At 74.4% G+C, this 20,334-nt stretch carries 15 protein-coding genes; 8 read left to right on the top strand and 7 right to left on the bottom strand.

Annotated elements, in window-relative coordinates; translation table 11 throughout:
* The first annotated feature begins 412 nt into the window (after positions 1-412).
* The 4 genes from DMH12_RS26730 (at position 413) to abc-f (ending at position 6,353) form a co-directional block, all read left to right on the top strand.
* Positions 413-2,083, top strand: a complete 1,671-nt coding sequence (locus DMH12_RS26730; protein ID WP_260474356.1) for a YfjP family GTPase — start codon at positions 413-415, stop codon at positions 2,081-2,083.
* A gap of 251 nt (positions 2,084-2,334) precedes the next feature.
* Positions 2,335-2,811: a single-stranded DNA-binding protein gene (locus tag DMH12_RS26725; RefSeq protein ID WP_125494009.1), complete on the top strand. Its 477-nt coding sequence runs from the start codon at positions 2,335-2,337 to the stop codon at positions 2,809-2,811.
* Positions 2,812-3,074: 263 nt separating this feature from the next.
* Positions 3,075-4,475, top strand: a complete 1,401-nt coding sequence (locus DMH12_RS26720) for a Cys-Gln thioester bond-forming surface protein (RefSeq protein WP_125494008.1) — start codon at positions 3,075-3,077, stop codon at positions 4,473-4,475.
* 228 nt (positions 4,476-4,703) lie between these two features.
* Positions 4,704-6,353 carry a ribosomal protection-like ABC-F family protein gene (abc-f, locus tag DMH12_RS26715; protein WP_125494012.1) on the top strand — a complete coding sequence of 550 codons (1,650 nt, stop codon included), beginning with the start codon at positions 4,704-4,706 and terminating at the stop codon, positions 6,351-6,353.
* A gap of 389 nt (positions 6,354-6,742) precedes the next feature.
* On the opposite strand, the gene trxA is transcribed toward abc-f, so the two are convergent.
* Together trxA and DMH12_RS26705 are read right to left on the bottom strand one after the other, a co-directional pair.
* Positions 6,743-7,069, bottom strand: a complete 327-nt coding sequence (trxA, locus tag DMH12_RS26710; RefSeq protein ID WP_125494007.1) for a thioredoxin — start codon at positions 7,067-7,069, stop codon at positions 6,743-6,745.
* Between the two features lie 190 nt (positions 7,070-7,259).
* The gene (locus DMH12_RS26705) at positions 7,260-7,775 is read right to left on the bottom strand and encodes an HAD domain-containing protein (protein WP_125494006.1); all 516 of its coding nucleotides are present in this window, start codon (positions 7,773-7,775) and stop codon (positions 7,260-7,262) included.
* 241 nt (positions 7,776-8,016) lie between these two features.
* On the opposite strand from DMH12_RS26705, the gene ettA reads away from it, so the two are divergent.
* Genes ettA through DMH12_RS26690 form a run of 3 tightly spaced genes read left to right on the top strand, consistent with a single transcriptional unit; the run spans position 8,017 to position 10,778 of the window.
* The gene (gene ettA, locus DMH12_RS26700; RefSeq protein WP_125494005.1) at positions 8,017-9,681 is read left to right on the top strand and encodes an energy-dependent translational throttle protein EttA; all 1,665 of its coding nucleotides are present in this window, start codon (positions 8,017-8,019) and stop codon (positions 9,679-9,681) included.
* Positions 9,682-9,687: 6 nt separating this feature from the next.
* Positions 9,688-10,098 (top strand): thioesterase family protein, encoded by a 411-nt coding sequence (locus DMH12_RS26695; RefSeq protein ID WP_125494004.1) that lies wholly within the window; start codon positions 9,688-9,690, stop codon positions 10,096-10,098.
* Positions 10,095-10,778 (top strand): hypothetical protein, encoded by a 684-nt coding sequence (locus DMH12_RS26690; RefSeq protein ID WP_185832556.1) that lies wholly within the window; start codon positions 10,095-10,097, stop codon positions 10,776-10,778. Before DMH12_RS26695 ends, DMH12_RS26690 begins: the two co-directional genes overlap by 4 nt.
* 19 nt (positions 10,779-10,797) lie before the next feature.
* On the opposite strand, the gene DMH12_RS26685 is transcribed toward DMH12_RS26690, so the two are convergent.
* From DMH12_RS26685 to DMH12_RS26670, 4 genes are all read right to left on the bottom strand, one after another.
* Positions 10,798-11,757, bottom strand: coding sequence for an ABC transporter ATP-binding protein (locus DMH12_RS26685; RefSeq protein ID WP_125494003.1), 960 nt, complete (start codon positions 11,755-11,757; stop codon positions 10,798-10,800).
* Positions 11,758-11,836: 79 nt separating this feature from the next.
* Entirely contained in the window at positions 11,837-14,587 is a 2,751-nt protein-coding gene (locus DMH12_RS26680) for an FtsX-like permease family protein (RefSeq protein ID WP_185832555.1), read from the bottom strand.
* A complete protein-coding gene (locus tag DMH12_RS26675; RefSeq protein ID WP_185832554.1) occupies positions 14,584-17,889 on the bottom strand; it encodes an FtsX-like permease family protein in 3,306 nt (1,101 codons plus the stop codon). The genes DMH12_RS26680 and DMH12_RS26675 overlap by 4 nt, the downstream gene beginning before the upstream one ends.
* 195 nt (positions 17,890-18,084) lie before the next feature.
* On the bottom strand, positions 18,085-18,498 hold the full coding sequence (locus DMH12_RS26670) for a globin (protein ID WP_125494000.1): 414 nt from the start codon (positions 18,496-18,498) through the stop codon (positions 18,085-18,087).
* Between the two features lie 67 nt (positions 18,499-18,565).
* Between DMH12_RS26670 and DMH12_RS26665 the strand changes: the two genes are divergently transcribed.
* Positions 18,566-19,540 carry a methyltransferase domain-containing protein gene (locus tag DMH12_RS26665; RefSeq protein WP_125493999.1) on the top strand — a complete coding sequence of 325 codons (975 nt, stop codon included), beginning with the start codon at positions 18,566-18,568 and terminating at the stop codon, positions 19,538-19,540.
* A gap of 17 nt (positions 19,541-19,557) precedes the next feature.
* Here the strand turns inward: DMH12_RS26665 and DMH12_RS26660 are convergent.
* Positions 19,558-20,334: FHA domain-containing protein (locus tag DMH12_RS26660; RefSeq protein ID WP_148107547.1), on the bottom strand; the 777-nt coding region annotated here is incomplete at its 5' end.

Here is a 20,334-nt window from a genome sequence, read left to right as displayed (position 1 = left end):
GGGACGGGCTGAGCGTGCGGGACGGGCTGAGCGTGCGGGACGGGCTGAGCGTGCCGGAACGAAGGAACGCGGGGGAGGGAAGGAACGTGACGCAGGGAAGGGACGTGCGAGAGGGGCGGAACGTGCGGGAGGGACGGAAGGGACGGAACATGCGGGAGGTACCGAGCGGGCGGCGAGGGCCGAGCGTGTCGCCGGTGGTTCGTCCGGCTCGGACGGTCCGTCAGGCTCCCCGGCTCGGGGGCCAGGCGGGCGTCCGCTCGGTGGTCCGTCCGGTCCCGGCGGTCCCTCCGGCTCCAGTGGCTCGTCCGGTCCCGGTGGCTCGTCCGGTCCCGGTGGTTCCTCCGGTCCCGGCTCGGGCGCCGGTTCCGGGGACGGGGAGGGTGCCTGGGGTGACGGGCTGATCGCGCGGCGGGTGGACGAGAACGGTGGCACGGAGCAGTACGCGGTGCTGCCCAGCAGGCCCGCCGCCACCTCGGCCGCCCTGATGCCGCTCGCCTACGACGGACAGCTCAGGTCCCGGCTGGACGCCCTGCGCGAACTGGTCGGCCTCTCCCGGACCCGGCTCGACGGCGGGACCCTGGCCGAGGCGGGACGGGTCCTCGACGAGGCCGCCGCGCGGCGCAGGCTCTCCGGGCAGCACACCGTCGTCGCCATCGCGGGCGCGACCGGCAGCGGCAAGTCGCAGCTGTTCAACACCCTCGCCGGGGTGACGATCTCCGAGACGGGCGTCCGCCGGCCGACCACCGCCGCGCCCATCGCGTGCAGTTGGAGCGACGGCGCCGCCAGCCTCCTGGACCGCCTCGGCATCCCCGGCCGCCTGCGCCGCCGCCCGATCCAGCACCCCGACTCCGAGTCGCCGCTGCGCGGGCTGGTCCTGATCGACCTGCCCGACCACGACTCGGCGGCCGTCCAGCACCGCGAGCAGGTGGACCGCATCCTGGACCTGGTCGACGCCGTCATCTGGGTCGTCGACCCGGAGAAGTACGCCGACGCGGTCCTCCACGAGCGCTATCTGCGGCCGATGGCGGGCCACGCGGAGGTCACCCTCGTCGTCCTCAACCAGATCGACCGGCTGCCCGGCGAGGCCGCCGAACAGGTCCTCGACGACCTGCGTCGCCTGCTCGACGAGGACGGCATCGCGCTGGGGGAGTACGGCGAACCCGGCGCGACCGTGCTCGCCCTGTCCGCCCTCACCGGGGAGGGCATCGGCGAGCTGCGCGAGGTGCTCGGCCAGTTCGTGGCCGAGCGGCAGGCCCCGGCGCGCCGCATCGCCGCCGATGTGGACGCCGCCGCCCGGCGCCTGCGCTCCGTGTACGTCACCGGGCGGCGGACCGGCCTCAGTGAGGAGGCCCGGGAGGAGTTCTCGGACCGGCTCGCGGACGCGGTGGGCGCCACCGCGGCGGGCGACGCGGCCGAGCGGGCCTGGCTGCGCAACGCCAACCGCGCGTGCGGTACGCCCTGGCTGCGGCTGTGGCGCTGGTACCACGAGCGCCGTGAACCGGCCACGGGGCGCCTCCAGCTGCGCGCCCAGCCGGACGAGGAGGCCACCGCGCGGCAGCGCGTCGAGCAGGCGGTGCGCACGGTCGCCGAGCGGGCGTCGGCCGGACTTCCGGCGCCGTGGGCGCAGGCGATGCGCGAGGCGGCCGTGCGCGGCGCCCAGGGGCTGCCCGAGGCCCTGGACGAGCTGGCGGAGCGCACGGGGCTGCCGCCGGGCCGCCCACCGCGTCCGGGCTGGTGGCCGGTGGCCGTGCTGGCCCAGGCGTCCATGACCCTGATCCAGGTGGTGGGCGGTCTGTGGCTGCTGGGCCAGATCGTCGGCTTCATGCCGCCCAACCTGGGCGTGCCGGTGCTGCTGATGCTGGCGGGCATCATCGGCGGTCCCCTCATCGAGTGGGCCTGCCGCATGGCGGCGCGCGGCCCCGCCCGCCGTTACGGCCACGAGGCGGAACGCCTGCTGCGGGAGGCGGCCGCCGGGTGCGGCCGGGCCAGGGTGCTGGATCCGCTGGCGGCGGAACTGCTGCGGTACCGGGAAGTGCGGGAGCAGTACGGGCGGGTCACGGGGGTGGGGACTGTGGCGAGATAGGCGCGGATCGGCGGCTCCGACCCGACTCCGATCTCCCTGCGGGGCGGATCGGCGACTCCGACTCTCTCCTCGGGGCGGATCGGAGACTTTCACCCACACGGGTGACGGGGTTCTCCACAGGCGGGCTTCGGTCCACAGCCCTCGGCGGGCCGGGCGCGGGCCGGGGCAGTCTGGCCTCGCGGCGGTCGTGACGAACGCGGCCGCCGGACGCAGCCGTACGGGACGGGCCCGTGCGGGAGGGAGGACTCGCGATGAACGAGACGATGATCTGCGCCGTGGGCAACGTGGCCACGCAGCCGGTCTTCCGGGACCTGGCGAACGGGCCGTCGGCGCGCTTCCGGCTGGCGGTCACCGCGCGCTACTGGGACCGCGAGAAGAGCGCCTGGACGGACGGCCACACCAACTTCTTCACGGTGTGGGCCAATCGGCAGCTCGCCGCCAACGCGTCAGCGTCGCTGGCGGTGGGCGACCCCGTCGTCGTCCAGGGCCGGCTGAAGGTCCGCACGGACGTGCGCGAGGGGCAGAACTGGACCTCGGCGGACATCGACGCGGTGGCGATCGGCCACGATCTCGCGCGCGGCACGGCCGCGTTCAGGCGCACCGGGAAGGCGGAGGCGCCGGAGGTCTCGTCCTCCCCGCCGCGGCCGGAGCCCAACTGGGAGACACCGGTGGGGGAGTCGGCCGGCCCGGACCTCGAACAACGCCCGGAGCCCGCCGCCGTGGCTTGACCCGGGCGGTCCGCCTGAAATGACCGAAGTACGGGCTTGTCGACCCATGTGCCCGGACGAATCCGGGTGGATTTGTCGATAAGCCCTGCTCACAGGGCCGGTCGGCGATAACGATTCCGATTCGGATCACCGCGTGGGCGAACATCACCCGGGGGCACGGTCCGTGAGGTCCTTAGGATGCCGAACGAGCCCTGTGGGGCTGCTGATTCTGCTGGTGGGACCGTTCCCCCCACGCCAACGGGTCCTGCTCGAAGGGGAATTTGGTGTTTTCTTCGCTCGCTGCACTGTCTCTGCCCGGCCGGAGGACGGCGCGTACCGCCGCCACGGCCCTGGTGTCCGCGGCCGCCGTCGCCGGTCTGGTGGCCGGTGCGGGACCGGCCGCCGCCCAGGACGGAGCGGGGGGCCAGGGCGGGGCGACGGCCACCATAGGCGGGCTCAAGACGCACGGCACCGCGGTCATCCACGGGGAGGGCGGCGACCAGGAGGTGCCGGCCGGTCTCTTCGAGATGTCCGTCGAGGGCGGCGGGATGCTGCAGACGTACTGCGTCGACGTCCAGAACCCGACGCAGACGGACGCCAGGTACTACGAGACGCCGTGGAGCGGCACCTCGCTGGGCATCAACAAGGACGCCGGCCGCATCCGTTGGATCCTGGACAACTCCTACCCCCAGGTCAACGACCTCGCCGCGCTCGCGAAGAAGGCGGGTGTCCGCGGCGGGCTCACCGAGCAGGACGCGGCGGCCGGCACCCAGGTGGCGATCTGGCGCTACTCCGACCACACGGACGTCGAGGCGACCGACCCGCAGGCCGAGCGGCTCGCCGACTACCTGGAGAAGAACGCCCGCGGCCGCAGCGAGCCCGCGGCCTCGCTCACCCTGGACCCGCCCGCGGTCTCGGGCCGTCCCGGCGAGCGGATCGGTCCGGTGACCGTCCGCACCAACGCGGGCGGCGCGACGGTGACGCCCCCGGTGGACGCCGCCACCAGCGGCGTGCGGATCGTCGACAAGGAGGGCGAGCCGGTCACCGAGGTCGCCGACGGCACCCAGATCTTCTTCGACGTGCCCGAAGACGCGGAGGCCGGTACGTCCGAGCTGGCCGTCCAGGCGTCGACCACCGTGCCGGTGGGCCGGGCGTTCGCCTCCGAGAGCCGGAGTCAGACCCAGATCCTGGCGGGCTCCAGCGAGTCCACGGTCGCGGCGACGGCCACGGCCACCTGGGCCGGCCAGGGGGCGATACCGGCCCTGTCCGCCGAGAAGAACTGCACCGAGGGCGGCCTGGACATCACCGCCGTCAACAAGGGCGACGCGCCGTTCACCTTCTCGCTGCTCGATGCCGAGTACACCATCGCGGCCGGTGAGACCCGCACGGTGACCGTCCCGCTGCCGGAGGACCGACCCTACGACTTCACCATCCGCGGCCCGGCCGGTTTCGAACAGCGCTTCTCCGGTGTCCTCGACTGCCGTACCCAGAGCGCCACGACGGGCGACACCACGCAGACCCTCGGCGAACCGGCCCCCGCCACGGCCGTCACTCCCACCCCGAACCCCAACCTCGCGGAGACCGGCAGCTCCGGGGCGACCCCGCTGATCGGCGGCGCGGCGATCGGCCTGGTGGTCATCGGCGGTGCGGTGCTGGTGTTCCTCCGGAAGAAGAACGAGGGGTGACCGTCTAGGCCCCAGGCCTCCGTCCGAGTCCCCGGCTGCCGCGTGCGTGTGGCGCCGGGGACTTTGTTCTAGAGGATTGACGAGACGCAACGTATCGTCTAGTTTTACGGACGTGCCAGTTGGCGGGAGAGCTGCTTCCGGCTCCCGCCGTACCGCCACCGCCACAATCCGCTGCTGCTCCCTCCCGTCAAAGGACCGCCCTTGCGCCCTGCTCCTTCCGCCACCACCGTGAACGCCGCCCCCGCCCGCCCCGCGTCACAGATCGCCCTCGCCGACGTCACCAAGCGCTACGGCGACCGAGTCGTCCTGGACCGCGTGTCCCTCACCGTCCGGCCGGGCGATAAGGTCGGCGTCATCGGGGACAACGGCTCGGGCAAATCCACGCTGCTGCGGCTCCTCGCCGGACAGGAGCCGGTCGACAACGGCACCCTGACCGTGACGGCACCGGGCGGCATCGGACATCTCGCCCAGACCCTCGACCTGCCCGGCACGGCGAGCGTCGGCGACGCCGTGGACCACGTACTGCGCGATCTGCGCGCCCTGGAACGCCGTATCCGGACCGTGGAGTCCGCACTGGCCACGGCCGGTCCCGACGCCTTCGAGGAGTACGCGGCGCTGCTGGCCGAGTACGAGGCGCGGGGCGGGCAGGGAGCGGACCGACGTGTGGAGGTGATCCTGCGCCGCCTCGGTGAGCGCGCGCCGCTCGACCGCGCGCGTCCGCTCGGCACCCTGTCCGGAGGGCAGCGCTCCCGGCTCGCGCTCGCCGCGACGCTGGCCTCCGACCCCGAACTGCTCCTGCTCGACGAACCGACCAACGACCTGGACGACGAGGCCGTGGCCTGGCTCGAAGCCCGCCTGCGCCGTCACCGGGGCACGGTGATCGCGGCCACGCACGACCGGGCGTTCCTGGAGCGCGTCACCGGCACCGTGCTGGAGGTGGACCAGGACCGGCGCACGGTACGGCGTTACGGCAACGGATACGCCGGTTACCTCACCGCCAAGGCGGCGGCCCGGGCGCGCTGGGCGTGGGAGTACGAGCAGTGGCGCGACGAGGTCGCCCGGCAGCGCGCCCTGGCGGACTCCGGTATCGGCATGCTGTCCGAGATCCCCCGCAAGGGCCCGTGGGCCTTCAGCGGCGCCGGCGCCTTCCGGGCACGCTCGCGCTCCCACGGCGCCCAGAGCCGCATCCGCAACGCGCGCGAGCGCTTGCAGCGGCTCACGGAGCACCCCGTACCACCACCGCCGCAACCCCTCCGCTTCGCAGCCCGAGTCGAAGGCGCGCCGATCAAGGACGCGTCGGCGACCGCAACCCACCTCGACGGCGTGCGAGTTGCGGGCCGCCTCTCCCTCCCGCACCTGACGCTCGCCCCCGGCGACCGACTGCTCGTCACCGGCCCCAACGGCGTCGGCAAGAGCACCTTGCTCCACGTACTGGCAGGGGAGCTGACGCCCGACGCGGGCACCGTCCGTCGCCCGCGCCGGGCCGGTCACCTGCGCCAACAGTGCGCCCCCGAAGCCGCCTTCGACGCCCGCACCCTCCTCGCGGCCTACGCGGCGGGCCGTCCGGGCCACCCCGACGAGCACGCCGACGCGCTGCTCGCACTGGGCCTGTTCCACCCCACGGACCTGCCCGTCCCCGTGCGCGACCTGTCCGTCGGACAACGCCGCAAGCTCGAACTCGCCCGCCTGGTCACGTCCGGACCGCTCGACCTGCTCCTCCTCGACGAACCGACGAACCACCTCTCCCCGTCCCTGATGGAGGAGATCGAGGCGGCCCTGGCCCACTACACCGGCACCCTCGTGGTGGTGACCCACGACCGACTCCTGCGCGAGCGCTTCCAGGGCCGACGGCTGGAGCTGTCCATGGTCGCTCGCTGACCAGGCAATCCCGTCCGCGCGCGGGTTCGGGCTGCTGGAGGGCCTACCGGTACGACTTGCCCTCGGCCTGGCTCGGGGCACCTGGTCGGGCTTCGCCCGTGCCGCGGTGACGACTGGCCGGCAGTCCTGGCCGCGCGCCGGCCCCTGCCCGCGCCCCATGTCGGCTTCGATGTTGGTCAGCCGGGCCGGGCCTGCACTCCTGTCTGCGCCCCGCTTCAGCCTGGGCCGCGCGCATAGCAGCGAGCCGAAGTCCACGAGCCGACTGCCGCAGGGGAGTGGCCGAGGTCAGAACAATGCCTCCGGCGGGGGATCGGCCGGCACCGGGATTGAGGGGCGTCGCTCCCGACTGCGGGTCCGCTGCCGCGTGCGCGGGGGTGGGGGCCGGGGGGCTAGATGTGTTCGCCGAGAATTCCGAGCAGTTTGGACTTGGGGATCGCCCCGACCGCCTGGTCCACGACCTTTCCGCCCTTGAACAGGAGCAAGGTGGGGATGCTCCGGATCCCGTACCTTGACGCCACCCCCTGGTTGTGGTCGACGTCGACCTTGACCACGGTGAGGTCGCCCTCGTGCTCCGAAGCGATGTCGTCCAGCACCGGATTCATCTGTTTGCACGGCCCACACCAGACAGCCCAGAAGTCCACCAACACCGGACCTTCGGCCTTCAATACCTCTTGGTCAAAAGAGGCGTCACTCACTGGCTTGATCAGGGAAGACATCGGACTCCTCGGTACTCGAAGACGCACTCACCGTAACAGTAAGTACATAACCAAGCACGCATGGTTATGTCGGGTGGCGGTGGGCGGACCGGCCGGAGCAGCCGCTGGAAGTCTGCCCAGTTCCGCAGGTGTTCCGTTGACACCCTGCCCCAGCGTCAGCGGGGCCGGACCTCGGAGCCCTGAGGTGTGCTCAACCCGGCGCGACGGTATCGAGCCAACCGGCGAGCGCGCGGAAGTCGGCGCCCTTGAGGCCCTTGGTCGGCTCGACCCGGTGCAGGAGTGAAGGCCCGGGGTGGCTGGCGTCGACCCAGAGGCGGTCCATGGCGCTGATCTCGTCGTCGACCCAGATGAAGGGTCGGCCGCCGGCCCACTCGACCATGGGGCGAGTCTTCCAGTGCAGACCTCGCGGGGTTCCTCCTGCATCGACGTCCGGCCACTCCAACACCGGCAGCCTCGGCAGGCCGATGCGCGGGGCGACTACTTCGTTCGCCTCTTCCATCCAGGTCGTCGCCCAGACGAGCCGGCAGCCCAGAGCAATGAGGCGTGCCCCGATCCCGGGGTCGAGTCGGGCCAGCAACGGGTTCCCCTGGTCGACGGTCGTCGAGGAGGCGGCAGCGACGTCCTTCTGGTCGGCCGAAGACCCGAACGGGATCAGTGGGCCGTCCACGTCCAGGAAGAGGAGAGGGCGCTCCGATGAGCTGGTCACGGCAGCACCGTAGCCCCGCGCGGCGGGGGAGCGGCACCCTCGGGCTGGGCCGTCCCTGGGCCGTGCGAGGGTGCCCGAGGCCGATCGGCGGCGACCGACAGTGACAGGTGAGGCTCCGGGGGCATCCAGGAAAGGCCAGGTCAGGGGCCCCGCCCGGAACGCGTTTCCTCCCAGCGGTGGCGGTGCGGCAAGATGGGGTGTATCTGCCCACTGCCTGATTCAAGCTGCCGGACGGTTTCTCTTGGCTGAGTACATTTACACCATGCGCAAGGCGCGCAAAGCGCACGGCGACAAGGTGATCCTCGATGATGTCACCCTGAGCTTCCTGCCCGGCGCGAAGATCGGCGTGGTCGGGCCGAACGGTGCCGGTAAGTCGACCGTGCTGAAGATCATGGCGGGGCTGGAGCAGCCGTCCAACGGTGACGCGTTCCTGTCGCCGGGCTACACGGTCGGCATCCTGCTGCAGGAGCCCCCGCTGAGCGAGGACAAGAACGTCCTGGAGAACGTCCAGGAGGGTGTCGCCGAGGTCAAGGGCAAGCTCGACCGGTTCAACGAGATCGCCGAGCAGATGGCCACCGACTACTCGGACGCGCTGCTCGAGGAGATGGGCAAGCTCCAGGAGGAGCTCGACCACGCCAACGCCTGGGACCTCGACGCACAGCTGGAGCAGGCCATGGACGCGCTGGGCTGCCCGCCCGGCGACTGGCCCGTCGCCAACCTCTCCGGTGGTGAGAAGCGCCGCGTCGCGCTGTGCAAGCTGCTGCTCGAGGCGCCCGACCTGCTGCTGCTCGACGAGCCCACCAACCACCTCGACGCCGAGTCGGTGAACTGGCTGGAGCAGCACCTCGCCAAGTACGAGGGCACCGTCGTGGCCGTGACCCACGACCGGTACTTCCTGGACAACGTCGCCGGCTGGATCTGCGAGGTCGACCGCGGCCGGCTGCACGGCTACGAGGGCAACTACTCCAAGTACCTGGAGACCAAGCAGACCCGCCTCAAGGTCGAGGGCCAGAAGGACGCCAAGCGCGCCAAGCGGCTCAAGGACGAGCTGGAGTGGGTGCGGTCCAACGCCAAGGGACGGCAGGCCAAGTCCAAGGCGCGTCTCGCGCGGTACGAGGAGATGGCGGCCGAGGCCGACAAGATGCGGAAGCTGGACTTCGAGGAGATCCAGATCCCGCCGGGCCCGCGCCTGGGCAACGTCGTCGTCGAGGTCAACAACCTCAGCAAGGCCTTCGGGGAGAAGGTGCTCATCGACGACCTCAGCTTCACGCTGCCGCGCAACGGGATCGTCGGGGTCATCGGGCCCAACGGCGCCGGCAAGACCACCCTGTTCAAGATGATCCAGGGCCTCGAGGAGCCGGACTCCGGGCAGATCAAGGTCGGCGACACCGTCAAGATCTCCTACGTCGACCAGAGCCGCGAGAACATCGACCCCAAGAAGACGCTGTGGGCCGTGGTCAGCGACGAGCTGGACTACATCAACGTCGGCCAGGTCGAGATGCCGAGCCGCGCGTACGTCTCCGCCTTCGGGTTCAAGGGGCCGGACCAGCAGAAGGCGGCCGGGGTGCTCTCCGGCGGTGAGCGCAACCGGCTCAACCTCGCGCTCACCCTCAAGCAGGGCGGCAACCTGCTGCTCCTCGACGAGCCGACCAACGACCTCGACGTCGAGACGCTCTCCAGCCTGGAGAACGCCCTCCTCGAGTTCCCCGGGTGCGCCGTGGTCGTCTCCCACGACCGGTGGTTCCTGGACCGGGTCGCCACCCACATCCTCGCCTACGAGGGCGAGTCCAAGTGGTTCTGGTTCGAGGGCAACTTCGAGTCGTACGAGAAGAACAAGGTCGAGCGGCTCGGCGCGGACGCCGCACGTCCGCACCGCGCCACCTACAAGAAGCTGACCCGGGGCTGATCGATCTTGCGGCACATCTACCGCTGCCCGCTGCGCTGGGCGGACATGGACGCGTACGGCCACGTCAACAACGTGGTCTTCCTCCGCTACCTGGAGGAGGCACGCATCGACTTCCTGTTCCGCCCGGAGAAGGACTTCAAGCAGGGGTCTGTGGTGGCGCGCCACGAGATCGACTACAAGCGGCAGCTCGTCCACCGGCACCACCCGGTCGACATCGAGCTGTGGGTCACGGAGATCAGGGCGGCCTCCTTCACGCTCACCTACGAGGTCAAGGACGGGGACGTGGTCTACGTCCGCGCCTCGACCGTGATCGTGCCGTTCGACTTCCAGACGCAGATGCCCCGCCGCATCACCGCTGAGGAACGGGAGTTCCTGCGGGAGTACACGGACGACAAGGAGGAGGCCGTCGCCGCATGACGGTGCTCCATCTGGCCGACGAGGGGGAGGCCGCGGATCTCGCGGCCTTCCTCTCCCGGCTGCTCCACTACGACCGTTCGGCCGCCGTCCGTCTCCAGGCGGCCGGTACGGCTCTCGCGGTCTTCGGCCGGCCTCCCTCCTTCGAGGTGCTGGCCGTGCGCGCCGTACGGCTGGCCAAGCCGTACGAGAACGGACTCGACGTCACGCTGGACGTGACCGTGTCCGCCGGTGAGCTGCTGGAGACGGTCGACGAGCAGTCGGTCACCGCGGGTGTGCCCGGCGCGGTGACCGGGCCGCCGTGGGCCGGGGTGCTGCCCCCGCGCGGCGGCTGGCGGCCCGAGCCCGGACTGCCCGCACCGGACGCCCTGCGCGCGCTGGTCGCCGCCGCGGTGGCGGAGTTCCGGTCCCGTACGGGGGAGTTGGCGGCCGAGGCGCGTACCCGGGCCGAGCTGGACCGGATCGGCCGCGACATCTGGTCCCGGACGGTCGGCGACACCGGGCTGCCGGTACGGGCCGTGCACGCGGCCCAGTCACTGGGGTTCCTGCGGCCCGGGGCCCGGTCCGCCGAGGACGCGCCGGTTCTGTTCTCCTCGGGCGCCTGGCTTCGGCTCCGTACGCCCTACGGGTCCGTCGCGCTGCGCCGGGCCGGCACCGGCGCCCTCGGCATCAGCGTGCGCTGACCTCCGTCGGGGGCACCCTTCACCGATCGCTGTCGTCCGGGCGTACGGCGATGTGGTCGGCCTCCAGTTCCAGGGCGACGCGGTCGCGCATGCCGAGGGCCGCGGTGTAGTCGGCGGGCAGCTGGAGCCGGCCGGCGCGGTCGAGCATGGCGTACTCGCGGGCCACCACCGTCTCGTGGCCGGTCGCGGCGTCCACCTCGCTGCGGCGCAGGACCTCCGTGGAGGTGCGGCCGTCGCGGATGGCGACCGTGCGGCGGACCTCGTCCGCCACCGCCTGGTCGTGGGTGACGATGACGATGGTGGTGCCCAGGTGTTCGTTGGCGGTGCGGAACGCGGCGAAGATCTGTTCCGCCGTGTGGGAGTCCAGCTCGCCCGTCGGCTCGTCGGCGAGCAGCACCGAGGGCGCGCCCGCGAGGGCCACCGCGATGGCGACGCGCTGCTGCTGGCCTCCGGACATCTCCCGCGGGCGGCGCTCGCGGCAGTCGGCGACGTCCAGCAGCTCCAGCAGCTCGAGGGACCGTTCGGCACGGGCCCGCCGGCCGGTCCGGCCGCGCGCGCCGGCCAACTGCATCGGCAGCGCCACGTTCTGGGCCGCCGTCAGGTACGGCAGCAGGTTGCGTGAGGTCTGCTGCCAGACGAAGCCGACCACCTCGCGGCGGTAGGCGAGGCGGTCCTTCGCGGTCATCGTGAGCAGGTCGCGGTCCGCCACCCGGGCCGCCCCGGCGGTGGGGGTGTCCAGTCCGGCGAGGATGTTCATGAGGGTGGACTTGCCGCTGCCCGAGGCACCGACCAGGGCCATCAACTCGCCCTCGCGGACCAGCAGGTCGAGGCCCTGGAGGGCCTGCACCTCCACGCCGTCCGCGCTGAAGATCCGGACCAGGCGGTCGCAGGTGATCAGCGCGTCGTGGCCGTAGGCGGGCCGGTCGCGGGACGCGGTGGCGCGGTCGGCCAGGTCGGCGAGGGTCGGGTTCGTCGTCATCGTGCCTCCTGCGCGGATACGGCTCGTCGTCCAGGGGTGCCGGTGCGGGAGCGGACCTTCAGACCCGCCGGGGACGCCCTCACCGCGCGTCCCCCGCCCTCAGTTCGGTGACCGACCCGCGCCGGCCCGACCACCACGCCTGCACCCCGGCGACGCCCACCGCCACCACCAGCACCGCGACCGCCGGCAGGGCCAGCGACCACGGGTCGGTGCGCAGTTCGGCGCGGCCCACCGGGGACGCGGCACCCGCCAGGGCGATCGTGGTCAGGTCGAGGCCGGGGGCGAGCAGGCGGATCGCCGCCCAGCCGGTCAGGGCCCCTCCCGCGGCGGCCAGCACGGCCTGGGGGAGGGACTCCAGGACGAGCAGACGGCGGCCCTGCGCCCGGGTGAGGCCCATGGTGCGCAGCCGGGCCAGCAGCGCGGCGCGTTCGGGAGCGGCGCGCAGCAGGGACAGCAGCAGGGCGAGGACGGCGTAGCCGGTGCCCGCGACGACGGCACCGGCGTAGACGCGCTCGGCGCCGGACTGGAGGGGCGAGTCGACGTACCGGTCCCGTTCCTCGGACCGCAGCTTCACCGCACTGGCCTCGGCACCGGCTTCGTCGCCCGCCGCACGGCGCAGCGCGCCCGCGTCCACCCGGTCGCCGGTCAGCAGCAGTACGGTCGGGCGGGCCGACTCGGCGGAGAGCCCCGCCCGGTCCACGACCAGGAAGTCCTCACCGGAGACGGCGGGGGTGCGGTCGCGGACGAGGACGATCCGGACTGCGACGGAGGTGCCGTCCTCCACGCGGACCCGGAACTGCCCGGTGCCGAACCGTTCGGCGAGCGACGGCGAGGCCAGCGCCCGCAGCGGCTCCCCGGAACCGCCGCGCCGCTTCAGCTGCCCCGCCTCGAAGGCCCCCAGCCCGGTCTCCGACGCGAGCCGCGCGTAGGCGGCCGGGTCCACGCCGGCCACCGGCAGCGTCTGGCGGCCGTCCGGGCCCTTGGCCTGGTAGCCCAGTCCGACCTCGACCACGTCCCGGACGCCGGAGGCGCCGCGCACGCGGTCGGACAGGCCGTCCCGGAGCGGCCCGGTCTCCTCGATCCGGGCGTCGGCGCCGACGGTGAGCAGCGCCGCCCGGTCGCGGGCCTCCGTCACCCCGGCGAGGACCGATCCGCCGAACGCGGCCGTGGTGAGCGCGGTGAGCAGGGCGAGGAGCGGCAGCACCGCCGAGACCGACGTACGGCCCGCGCGGGCCAGCGCCAAGTGGCCCACCGCGCCGCGCAGGCGTCCCGCCGGGCGGGCGAGGCGGCGCAGGGGCAGCGGGTACAGGCGTACGAGCACCAGCGCGGCGATCACCCCGACCAGCACCGGTGCCGCCGACACCAGATCCCCGCCGGTGCCGGACGCGCCGCGCCGACGGAGGGTCTCGACCGCGCCGAGCGCCAGGGCGACGGCGGTGAGTTCGGCGACCGTACGCCGCCGGGACGGACGGGTGGAGGCCACGTCCCGCCGGCCGTCGTGGACCCGTACCGCGCGGTGCGCGACGGCCGCGCGCAGGGGCAGCGCGGCGCAGGCCACGGCGGTGACCGCGACGGCCGCCCAGACTGCGGGGGCGAGCCGGCCACCGGGCAGCGCGAACAGGGCGGCGGCGAGGCCGAGGGCGCCCGCGGGCAGCGCGACCACGGCGGTCTCGGCGAACAGCCGCCCCGCGACGCCCCGCAGGGAGGCGCCGCGGGCCCGCAGCAGGGCGAGTTCGGCGCGGCGGCGGTCGGCGGCCAGGCCGCCCGCCATCAGCAGCACGACCCCCGCGACCGTGCCGGCCCCGGCGGCGGCGACCGCGACCAGCGGACCGATGCCCGACCGCAGTCCGTCGAAGGCGAGGGCCGTCTCGTCCAGGTCCGTGCTGACGTCCGCCAGCGGGTCGACGCCCGAACGCACCTCGCGCAGACCGGGACCGGACTCCAGGGCGGCGACGGCCGACGCCAAACCGTCCACGTCGTGGGCGTGCAACGCGTCCGTCTCGGGGGCCAACTGCCAGTAGCGGACCGGGGCCCCGGCCGTGCCCAGCAGGGCGGGCCCGGCGTCCGGGGCGAGCAGCAGCGTTCCCAGCCAGTAGCGTTCGCGGTCCGCGCCCGCCGCCCCCGGCACCGTCATCAGCGACGGCTCGCGCAGCACGGACTGGGTGGACCAGTAGGCGCCGTCGGGGTCGCGCGGGGCGAGCACGCCGGTGACCCGGACGGTGAGCGGGGCGCGTTCGACGCCCGGCACGTGCAGGACGGAGCCCACCTTGATGCGCAGCGTGCGGGCCGTCTCGGTGGTGACGGCCGCCTCCAGCGCGCCGGTCGCGGCGGTCACCGGGGCGCCGGTCACACGCGGCAGTCGGCCGGAGTCGATCCGGGCGTGGTCGCCGAGGCCGTGCTGGGCGGCGAAGTAGAACTGGGCCGGCAGACCGCTCGGCTGCGGCAGCCAGGGTTCCGGCACCGGGAGGCCGTCGGTGGTGCGCACCCCGTACGTCGACTGCGCCCGGTCGACGGCGAGCGGAGCGCGCCGGTCCACGGCGGCGACCGCCTTGGTGTACCGCCGGCCCAGCGGGTCCGGGCGCAGCGACTCCGCCCGCTCGCTGGGCGAGAGACCGAAGTCGGGCTGCGGGGCGACCACCAGCACGCTGGTCCGGTCGGGGCGGGCCTGCGCCAGAGCCCGGTCGAGGCCCGCGTCCGCGTACCGGTCCAGTGCCCTCGGGAAGGCGGCGGCCAGACACGCGGTCAGCGCCACCAGCACCGCGAGGGCCCAGGCGGCACCGGGCGCGGCCCGAAGCCGGGTGCGGACCCACGGAGCGCTCACCGGTCTCACCGCGCCTCACCTCCCTGCTCGCGCAGCGCCGACGCCGGGTCCGTGCGGCGCAGGGCCAGGGCCGCCGTGACCAGGAGGGGCGTGACGGCGACACCCGCCAGGAGGAGGGCGACCCGGCCGGCGGGCAGGGCGACCAGCACGTCCGGGACCGGGTGGGTGGCCTGCGGGGTGAGCACGATCAGGGGGATCACCGCCCGGGTCAGCACCGCGCCCAGGGCCGTGCCCACCAGCAGGGCCAGGACCAGCAGCACCGCCTGCTCGACGGCGACCGTGCGGGCCAGCCGACGGCGCGGGGCACCCAGGGCGCGCAGGATCGCGAACTCGGCGCCGCGTTCCCGCAGCGACCCCGTCGCGCTCACCGCGAACCCGACCGCCGCGAGCGCCGCCGCCACCCCGGCCGCCGCGGTGAAGGCCGCCTCCGGACCGGCGCCGAAGGGGTCGTCGCGCAGGCCCGCGGCCAGTTCGTCGCGCACCACGACCTGCGAGGGCTCCAGGTCCGGGAAGGCGCGCAGCGCCGTGACGACCCCGTTCGTGCCGCCGGGTGCCGGACGCAGCCACCACTCGGTGGGGGCGAGGGCCGCGCCGTACTTGGCCTGGAGCACCCGGTTCACGGACGGCAGGTCGAGCAGCAGGGCGCCGCCGTCCTTCGTCGGGGTCGCCGGGGTCGTCGAGGCCGTCGGGGTCGTCGCGTCGGACGCGGCCGTGGTCGGCAGGGCGCGGACCGAGCGCACGATCCGCACCGGGAGGCTGCGGCCGTCGAGCTGGACGTCCACGCTCTGTCCGACGCGGGCGCCCGCCGAGTCGAGGTACCGGTCGGTCGCGACGGCCGTGAGCCGCGGCGGCGCGGGCTGTACGACGTCCAGGCGCAGCGTCACCGCGGACGTCAGGGTGCTGTAGGGGTCGGCGGGCTGGTACCCGGTGCCGTACTCCACCGACGGCGGCCCGGACGGGGCGAGCCGGGGCCTGGTCGGGCTGGTGTCCGCGTCCGGCGACGAGGCCGACCCGTCGCCGCGCATCGAGGCGGTCCAGGAGCGGGGCAGGGTCGGGCGCCGCACGGTCCCGTCGGCCGCCGTGGCGGTCAGCTCCGTCAGCGTCAGGCGGTGCCGCTCCGCACGGGCGGCCGGCTGGGCCGTGACCAGTTCCACGCCGGTCACGGTGAGCGAGCCGCCCGGGGAGACGTCCAGCTCCAGCGTGTGGCGGCGGCCGTCCGCGGGCAGCTCGCCGGCCGGCAGCCGGAAGGGGACGCCGTAGCGGTCCCGCACGGTGACCGTCACGTCCGCCGGTCCCGTGGCGCTCTCCCCGCCGCCGCCCGGGCCGCCGCGCAGGGTGGCGGTCACGCCCAGCCGTACCGTCCCGGCGGGCACCCGCGCGCCCGCCGCCGGCTCCCCGGTGCCCAGCGGGGGCAGCAGCGTCCCGGCCGGTTCGTCGGACAGGTCCGGGCGCAGCAGCATCGTGTCCGCCGCGCGCCCGGTGTCCAGCGCCAGGACCGTGGCCGCGCGGTCGGCGGACAACTGCAGCGTGGAGCGCGCCGCGGGGGCCACCTCCCGTACGCCCTCCACGTCCGCGTAGGTCTCGGTGCGGCCCGGGCCCACCGAACCGGCGGCCAGGACCCGCACCGGGGCCCCGGCCCGGAAGTCCGCCTGGTCGTCCTGTGAGCGCTCCCAGGAGGTGCCCTGGCCGATCGCGAGCATGCCCAGGGCCACCGCGAGCACCAGCAGCAGCACCGGACCGGCGCCGCGCATCGGCCGGCGGCTCAGCTGCCAGCCCGCCAGCGCCGAGGCCAGCCCGCGCCCGCCGGCCGCCCGCCGCTCGGCCAGCCGCGCCACCGGCGGCAGCAGCCGCAGCGTCAGCACCGTCCCCGCCAGCAGGGCCAGCGCGGGCGCCGCCACGAGCAGCGGGTCGATACCGAGGGCCCCGGAGCCGTCGCCGCTCACCGCGCCCGAGGTCTGCCGGGACAGCTGCCAGTAGGCGACGCCCGCGACCACCAGCAGCCCGACGTCGGCACCGGCGCGCAGCGGGGCGGGCAGCGCGCGGACGCGGCCCCCGGCGTTCAGCGAGGAGGCCAGGGCCGGCAGCGTCACCGCCAGCGCGCACCCGAGGGCCGCCGCACCCGCCGTCAGCCACACCAGGCCGCCGCCCCAGCCCGGTACCTCGAGCCGCAGCCCGATCCGGTCCAGCGACCCCTGGCCGGCCAGCAGCCGGGTCAGCGGCCCGGCGAGCAGCGGCGCGAGGACCAGCGCCGGGACGGCCAGCAGCAGCGCCTCCAGCGCGGCCAGCGACCCCAGCCGTGCCCGGGAGGCGCCGCGCGCCCGCAGCAGCCGCCGCTCTGCCGCGCGCTCGGCGCTCAGCAGCCGGGCCACCAGCAGCAGCGCGCACCCGGCGAGCAGGGCCAGCTGGAGGGCGACGACGAGCAGCGTGGAGCGGGAGACCAGCAGGGAGCGGTCGAGCCGGTCGAGCACCTCGGGCAGGGAGGTGGTCGCCGCGGTGGAGCCGCTGAGCACCGGGCGTTCGCGCAGCCACGCCATGCCGCCCCGGGCCGCCTCCCGCAGCTCGTCCGTCCGTCCGGCCGTCACCGAGGAGAAGTCGGCCGTCGCCAGCCACCCCGAGGGCCCCGCGCTCACCGCGCCCCCGGCCGGCACCCCGGGGGCGGCGAGCAGCGGGCCGTACGTCGTGAAGCCGCCCTGCTTGACGCCGCGCCCGGCGAGGTCGTCCAGCCGCCAGTAGGGGGCCGCGGCGTCGGCGGGCCGGTACACGCCGGTCACCTCGACGACCACGTCCGGGCCGTCGAACCGGTCGGCCAGGGTGAGCCGGGCGCCGGGCCGGAGGTCCAGCCGCTCGGCGGCGGCCGCCGGCAGCGCGACCTCGACGGCTGAGCCGCTCCCGCCGGCGCCCTCCCGCGGCAGCCGGCCCTCGGTGACGCGCACCTGCGCCGGGTCCAGCGCCGCGAAGTAGGTCAGGTCCGGGTCGTCCGAGCGCTCGCCGGGCGGCCGCAGCGTGCCGGGCAGGCCGTACGCCCCCGACCGTGACATCTCCCGGACGGTGACCGGCAGTCCGCCGAAGGTGTCCCGGGCGCCCTCGCGCACGGTGCGGACGGCCTTCTCGCGCCCCTCCTCGGGTACGTCCGCCTTGACGACCAGCGCGGTGTCCGCCGCGTTGCGGGGGTCGGCCAGGGCGTGGCGCAGGGCCGCGTCGCCGACCGCGCCCGAGTAGGCGGTCAGGGTCGTCAGGACCGCGGTGGTGAGCAGCACGGTGAGCAGGGCGGCGGCGAGCAGCAGGCGGTGCGCCCGTGCGCGCAGCAGCACGAACCCCGCGAATCCCCCGTACCCCGCCACCCGGCCCCCCGCCGATGCTGTCCAGACCTCTCGGCGATGCTGTCAGAGGACGAGGTACGGAAGTAACCGTCTGGGGCTCGGACTTGACCGGATCGTGACCGGAATCCGGCGTCGGGCGACCGGAATCCGCCCGTCACTCGTCCCGGGCACCCTTGGACGGACGGGTCAGCCGGCGGTGTTGACCATCGAGGCCGCCGCGTACGTCAGGTACTTCCACAGCGTCTGCTCGTGCTCCTCGGAGAGCCCCAGCTCGTCGACGGCGACCCGCATGTGCTTCAGCCAGGCGTCGTGCGCAGCCCGGTCCACGGCGAAGGGAGCGTGGCGCATCCGCAGCCGCGGGTGGCCCCGGTTCTCGCTGTACGTCGTCGGTCCGCCCCAGTACTGCATGAGGAAGAGCGCGAAGCGCTCCTCGGCCGGACCCAGGTCCTCCTCCGGGTACATCGGCCGCAGGATCGGATCCTCGGCGACACCCTGGTAGAAACGGTGGACGAGTCGGCGGAAGGTCTCCTCCCCGCCGACCTGCTCGTAGAAGGTCTGCTCCTGAAGCGTGCCGCGCCGAATCTCATTCACGCCGTCCATGGTCTCAGACGCCCGGACATAGGACTTCGGACTTAGGTCCCCCGGCCCGGGCCCGTACTGTGGAGGCATGGGCGGGCACGAGGACCTGGACCGCCTCGCGGCCTCGGCGCGGGCGGAGCTGGTGCGGGAGATCGAGCTGAGCGGCGCCTGGTCGGCCGATCCGGTCTGGCGGGAGGCGTTCCGGACGGTCCCGCGCCACCTCTTCGTGCCGTACTACTACGTCGGCGTCCGGGGCGGCTACGAACGCCGGTGGGGCGAGGACCCCGACCGGGACGCCCGGGAGCGCTGGGTGCGCGGCGCGTACGCCGACGCCCCGCTGGCGACCCGGATGCGCGACGGCGAACTCGTCTCCTCCAGCAGTCAGCCCTCCCTGATGGCGATGATGCTGGCGGAGCTGCACGTGACGGACGGCGACCGGGTCCTGGAGATCGGCGCCGGTACCGGCTACAACGCCGCCCTGCTCGCCCACCGGCTCGGCGACGACGACCTGGTCACCACCGTCGACCTGGAACCGGAGATCACCGAGTCGGCCCGCCGGCACCTGGCCGCCGCCGGGTACCGTCCGGCCGTCGTCACCGGCGACGGCGCCCGCGGGGTGCCCGAGCGCGCCCCCTACGACCGGATCCTCGCCACCTGCTCGCTGGCCTCGGTGCCGCACGCCTGGCTGGCCCAGTGCCGTCCCGGCGGCAGGATCCTGACCCCGCTCGCCACCGGGCTGGTCGTCCTCACCGTCCACGACGCGGCGCACGCCGAGGGGCGCTTCCTGCACACGCCCGCGTACTTCGTGCCGCTGCGCGGCGCGGACGCCTCCGCGCCGCAGCCGCAGGGCCTGGGCGGGGTGCCGCGCCGGGCCCGCGAGAACGACCTGTTCCGCTTCCTGCTGGCGCTGAGCCGGGGCAGCCTCGACCCGCAGGAGGCGTACGCGCTCTGGGACCGCGAGGACGCCCCGCACCGCGAGCGCTTCGGCATCACCCTCAGCGGCGCACGGGCCTGGGCGTGGCTGGACGACCCCGAGGGCCCGTACGCCTGGCCTTTCACCTGACGGACGGGCCCGCCGCGTCAGCCCCGGCGGATCGTGATCGTCGTCCAGGCGCCGACGTGCACCCGGTCGCCGTCCTGGAGCGGCACCGGCACGAAGGGCTGGATCGGCTCCTCGCCGCCGTTGACCGTCGTGCCGTTCGTCGAGTTCTGGTCGACGACCGCCCAGCTGCCGTCCGGCTGCTGCACCAGCACCGCGTGCTGGTGCGAGACGCCCGGGTCCTCCGGCGGTACCGCCAGATCGATGTCCGGGGTGTCACCGGTGGAGTGCCGGCGGCGCCCGATGGTGATCTGGTTGCCGGTGAGCGTGCGCTGCTGCTCGGGCGAGTACGCGGGCAGGTTCAGGCCCGCGGCCTCGGGGCCCGAGCGGTGCATCATCGCCATGAAGTAGTCGCGGTCCGGGCCGATGGTCGCCGACCAGGTCGCCGGCTGCGCGAAGCCCTGGCCGGGCGGGGTCTGGGCGGCACCCGTCTGCGGGAAGCCGTAGCCGCCCTGCGGGGCACCCGGGCCGCCGGGGCCGGTGGGTGACGGAGGCGCCTGGGTGGCACCCGTCTGCGGGAAGCCGTAGCCGCCCTGTGGAGCACCCGGGCCGCCGGGACCGGTCGAGGACGGCGGGGAGAGCACCCAGTCGTCGTCACCGCCGCCGAAGCCCTGGCCGGGCGCGGGCGGGGTCTGCGTGGCACCGGCCTGCGGGTGGCCGTAGCCGCCCTGCGGGCCACCCGGCCCGCCGGGACCGGAAGGAACGGGCCCGGGCGGCGGAACCGGCCGCGACGGGTCACCGCCGAACGGGGGCGGGGC

The sequence above is a fragment of the Streptomyces sp. WAC 04229 genome, assembly GCF_003947455.1.
Taxonomy (GTDB): domain Bacteria; phylum Actinomycetota; class Actinomycetes; order Streptomycetales; family Streptomycetaceae; genus Streptomyces.
The sequence above is the reverse complement of the archived record's forward strand: the minus strand, read 5'-3'. Positions and strand labels throughout refer to the sequence as shown.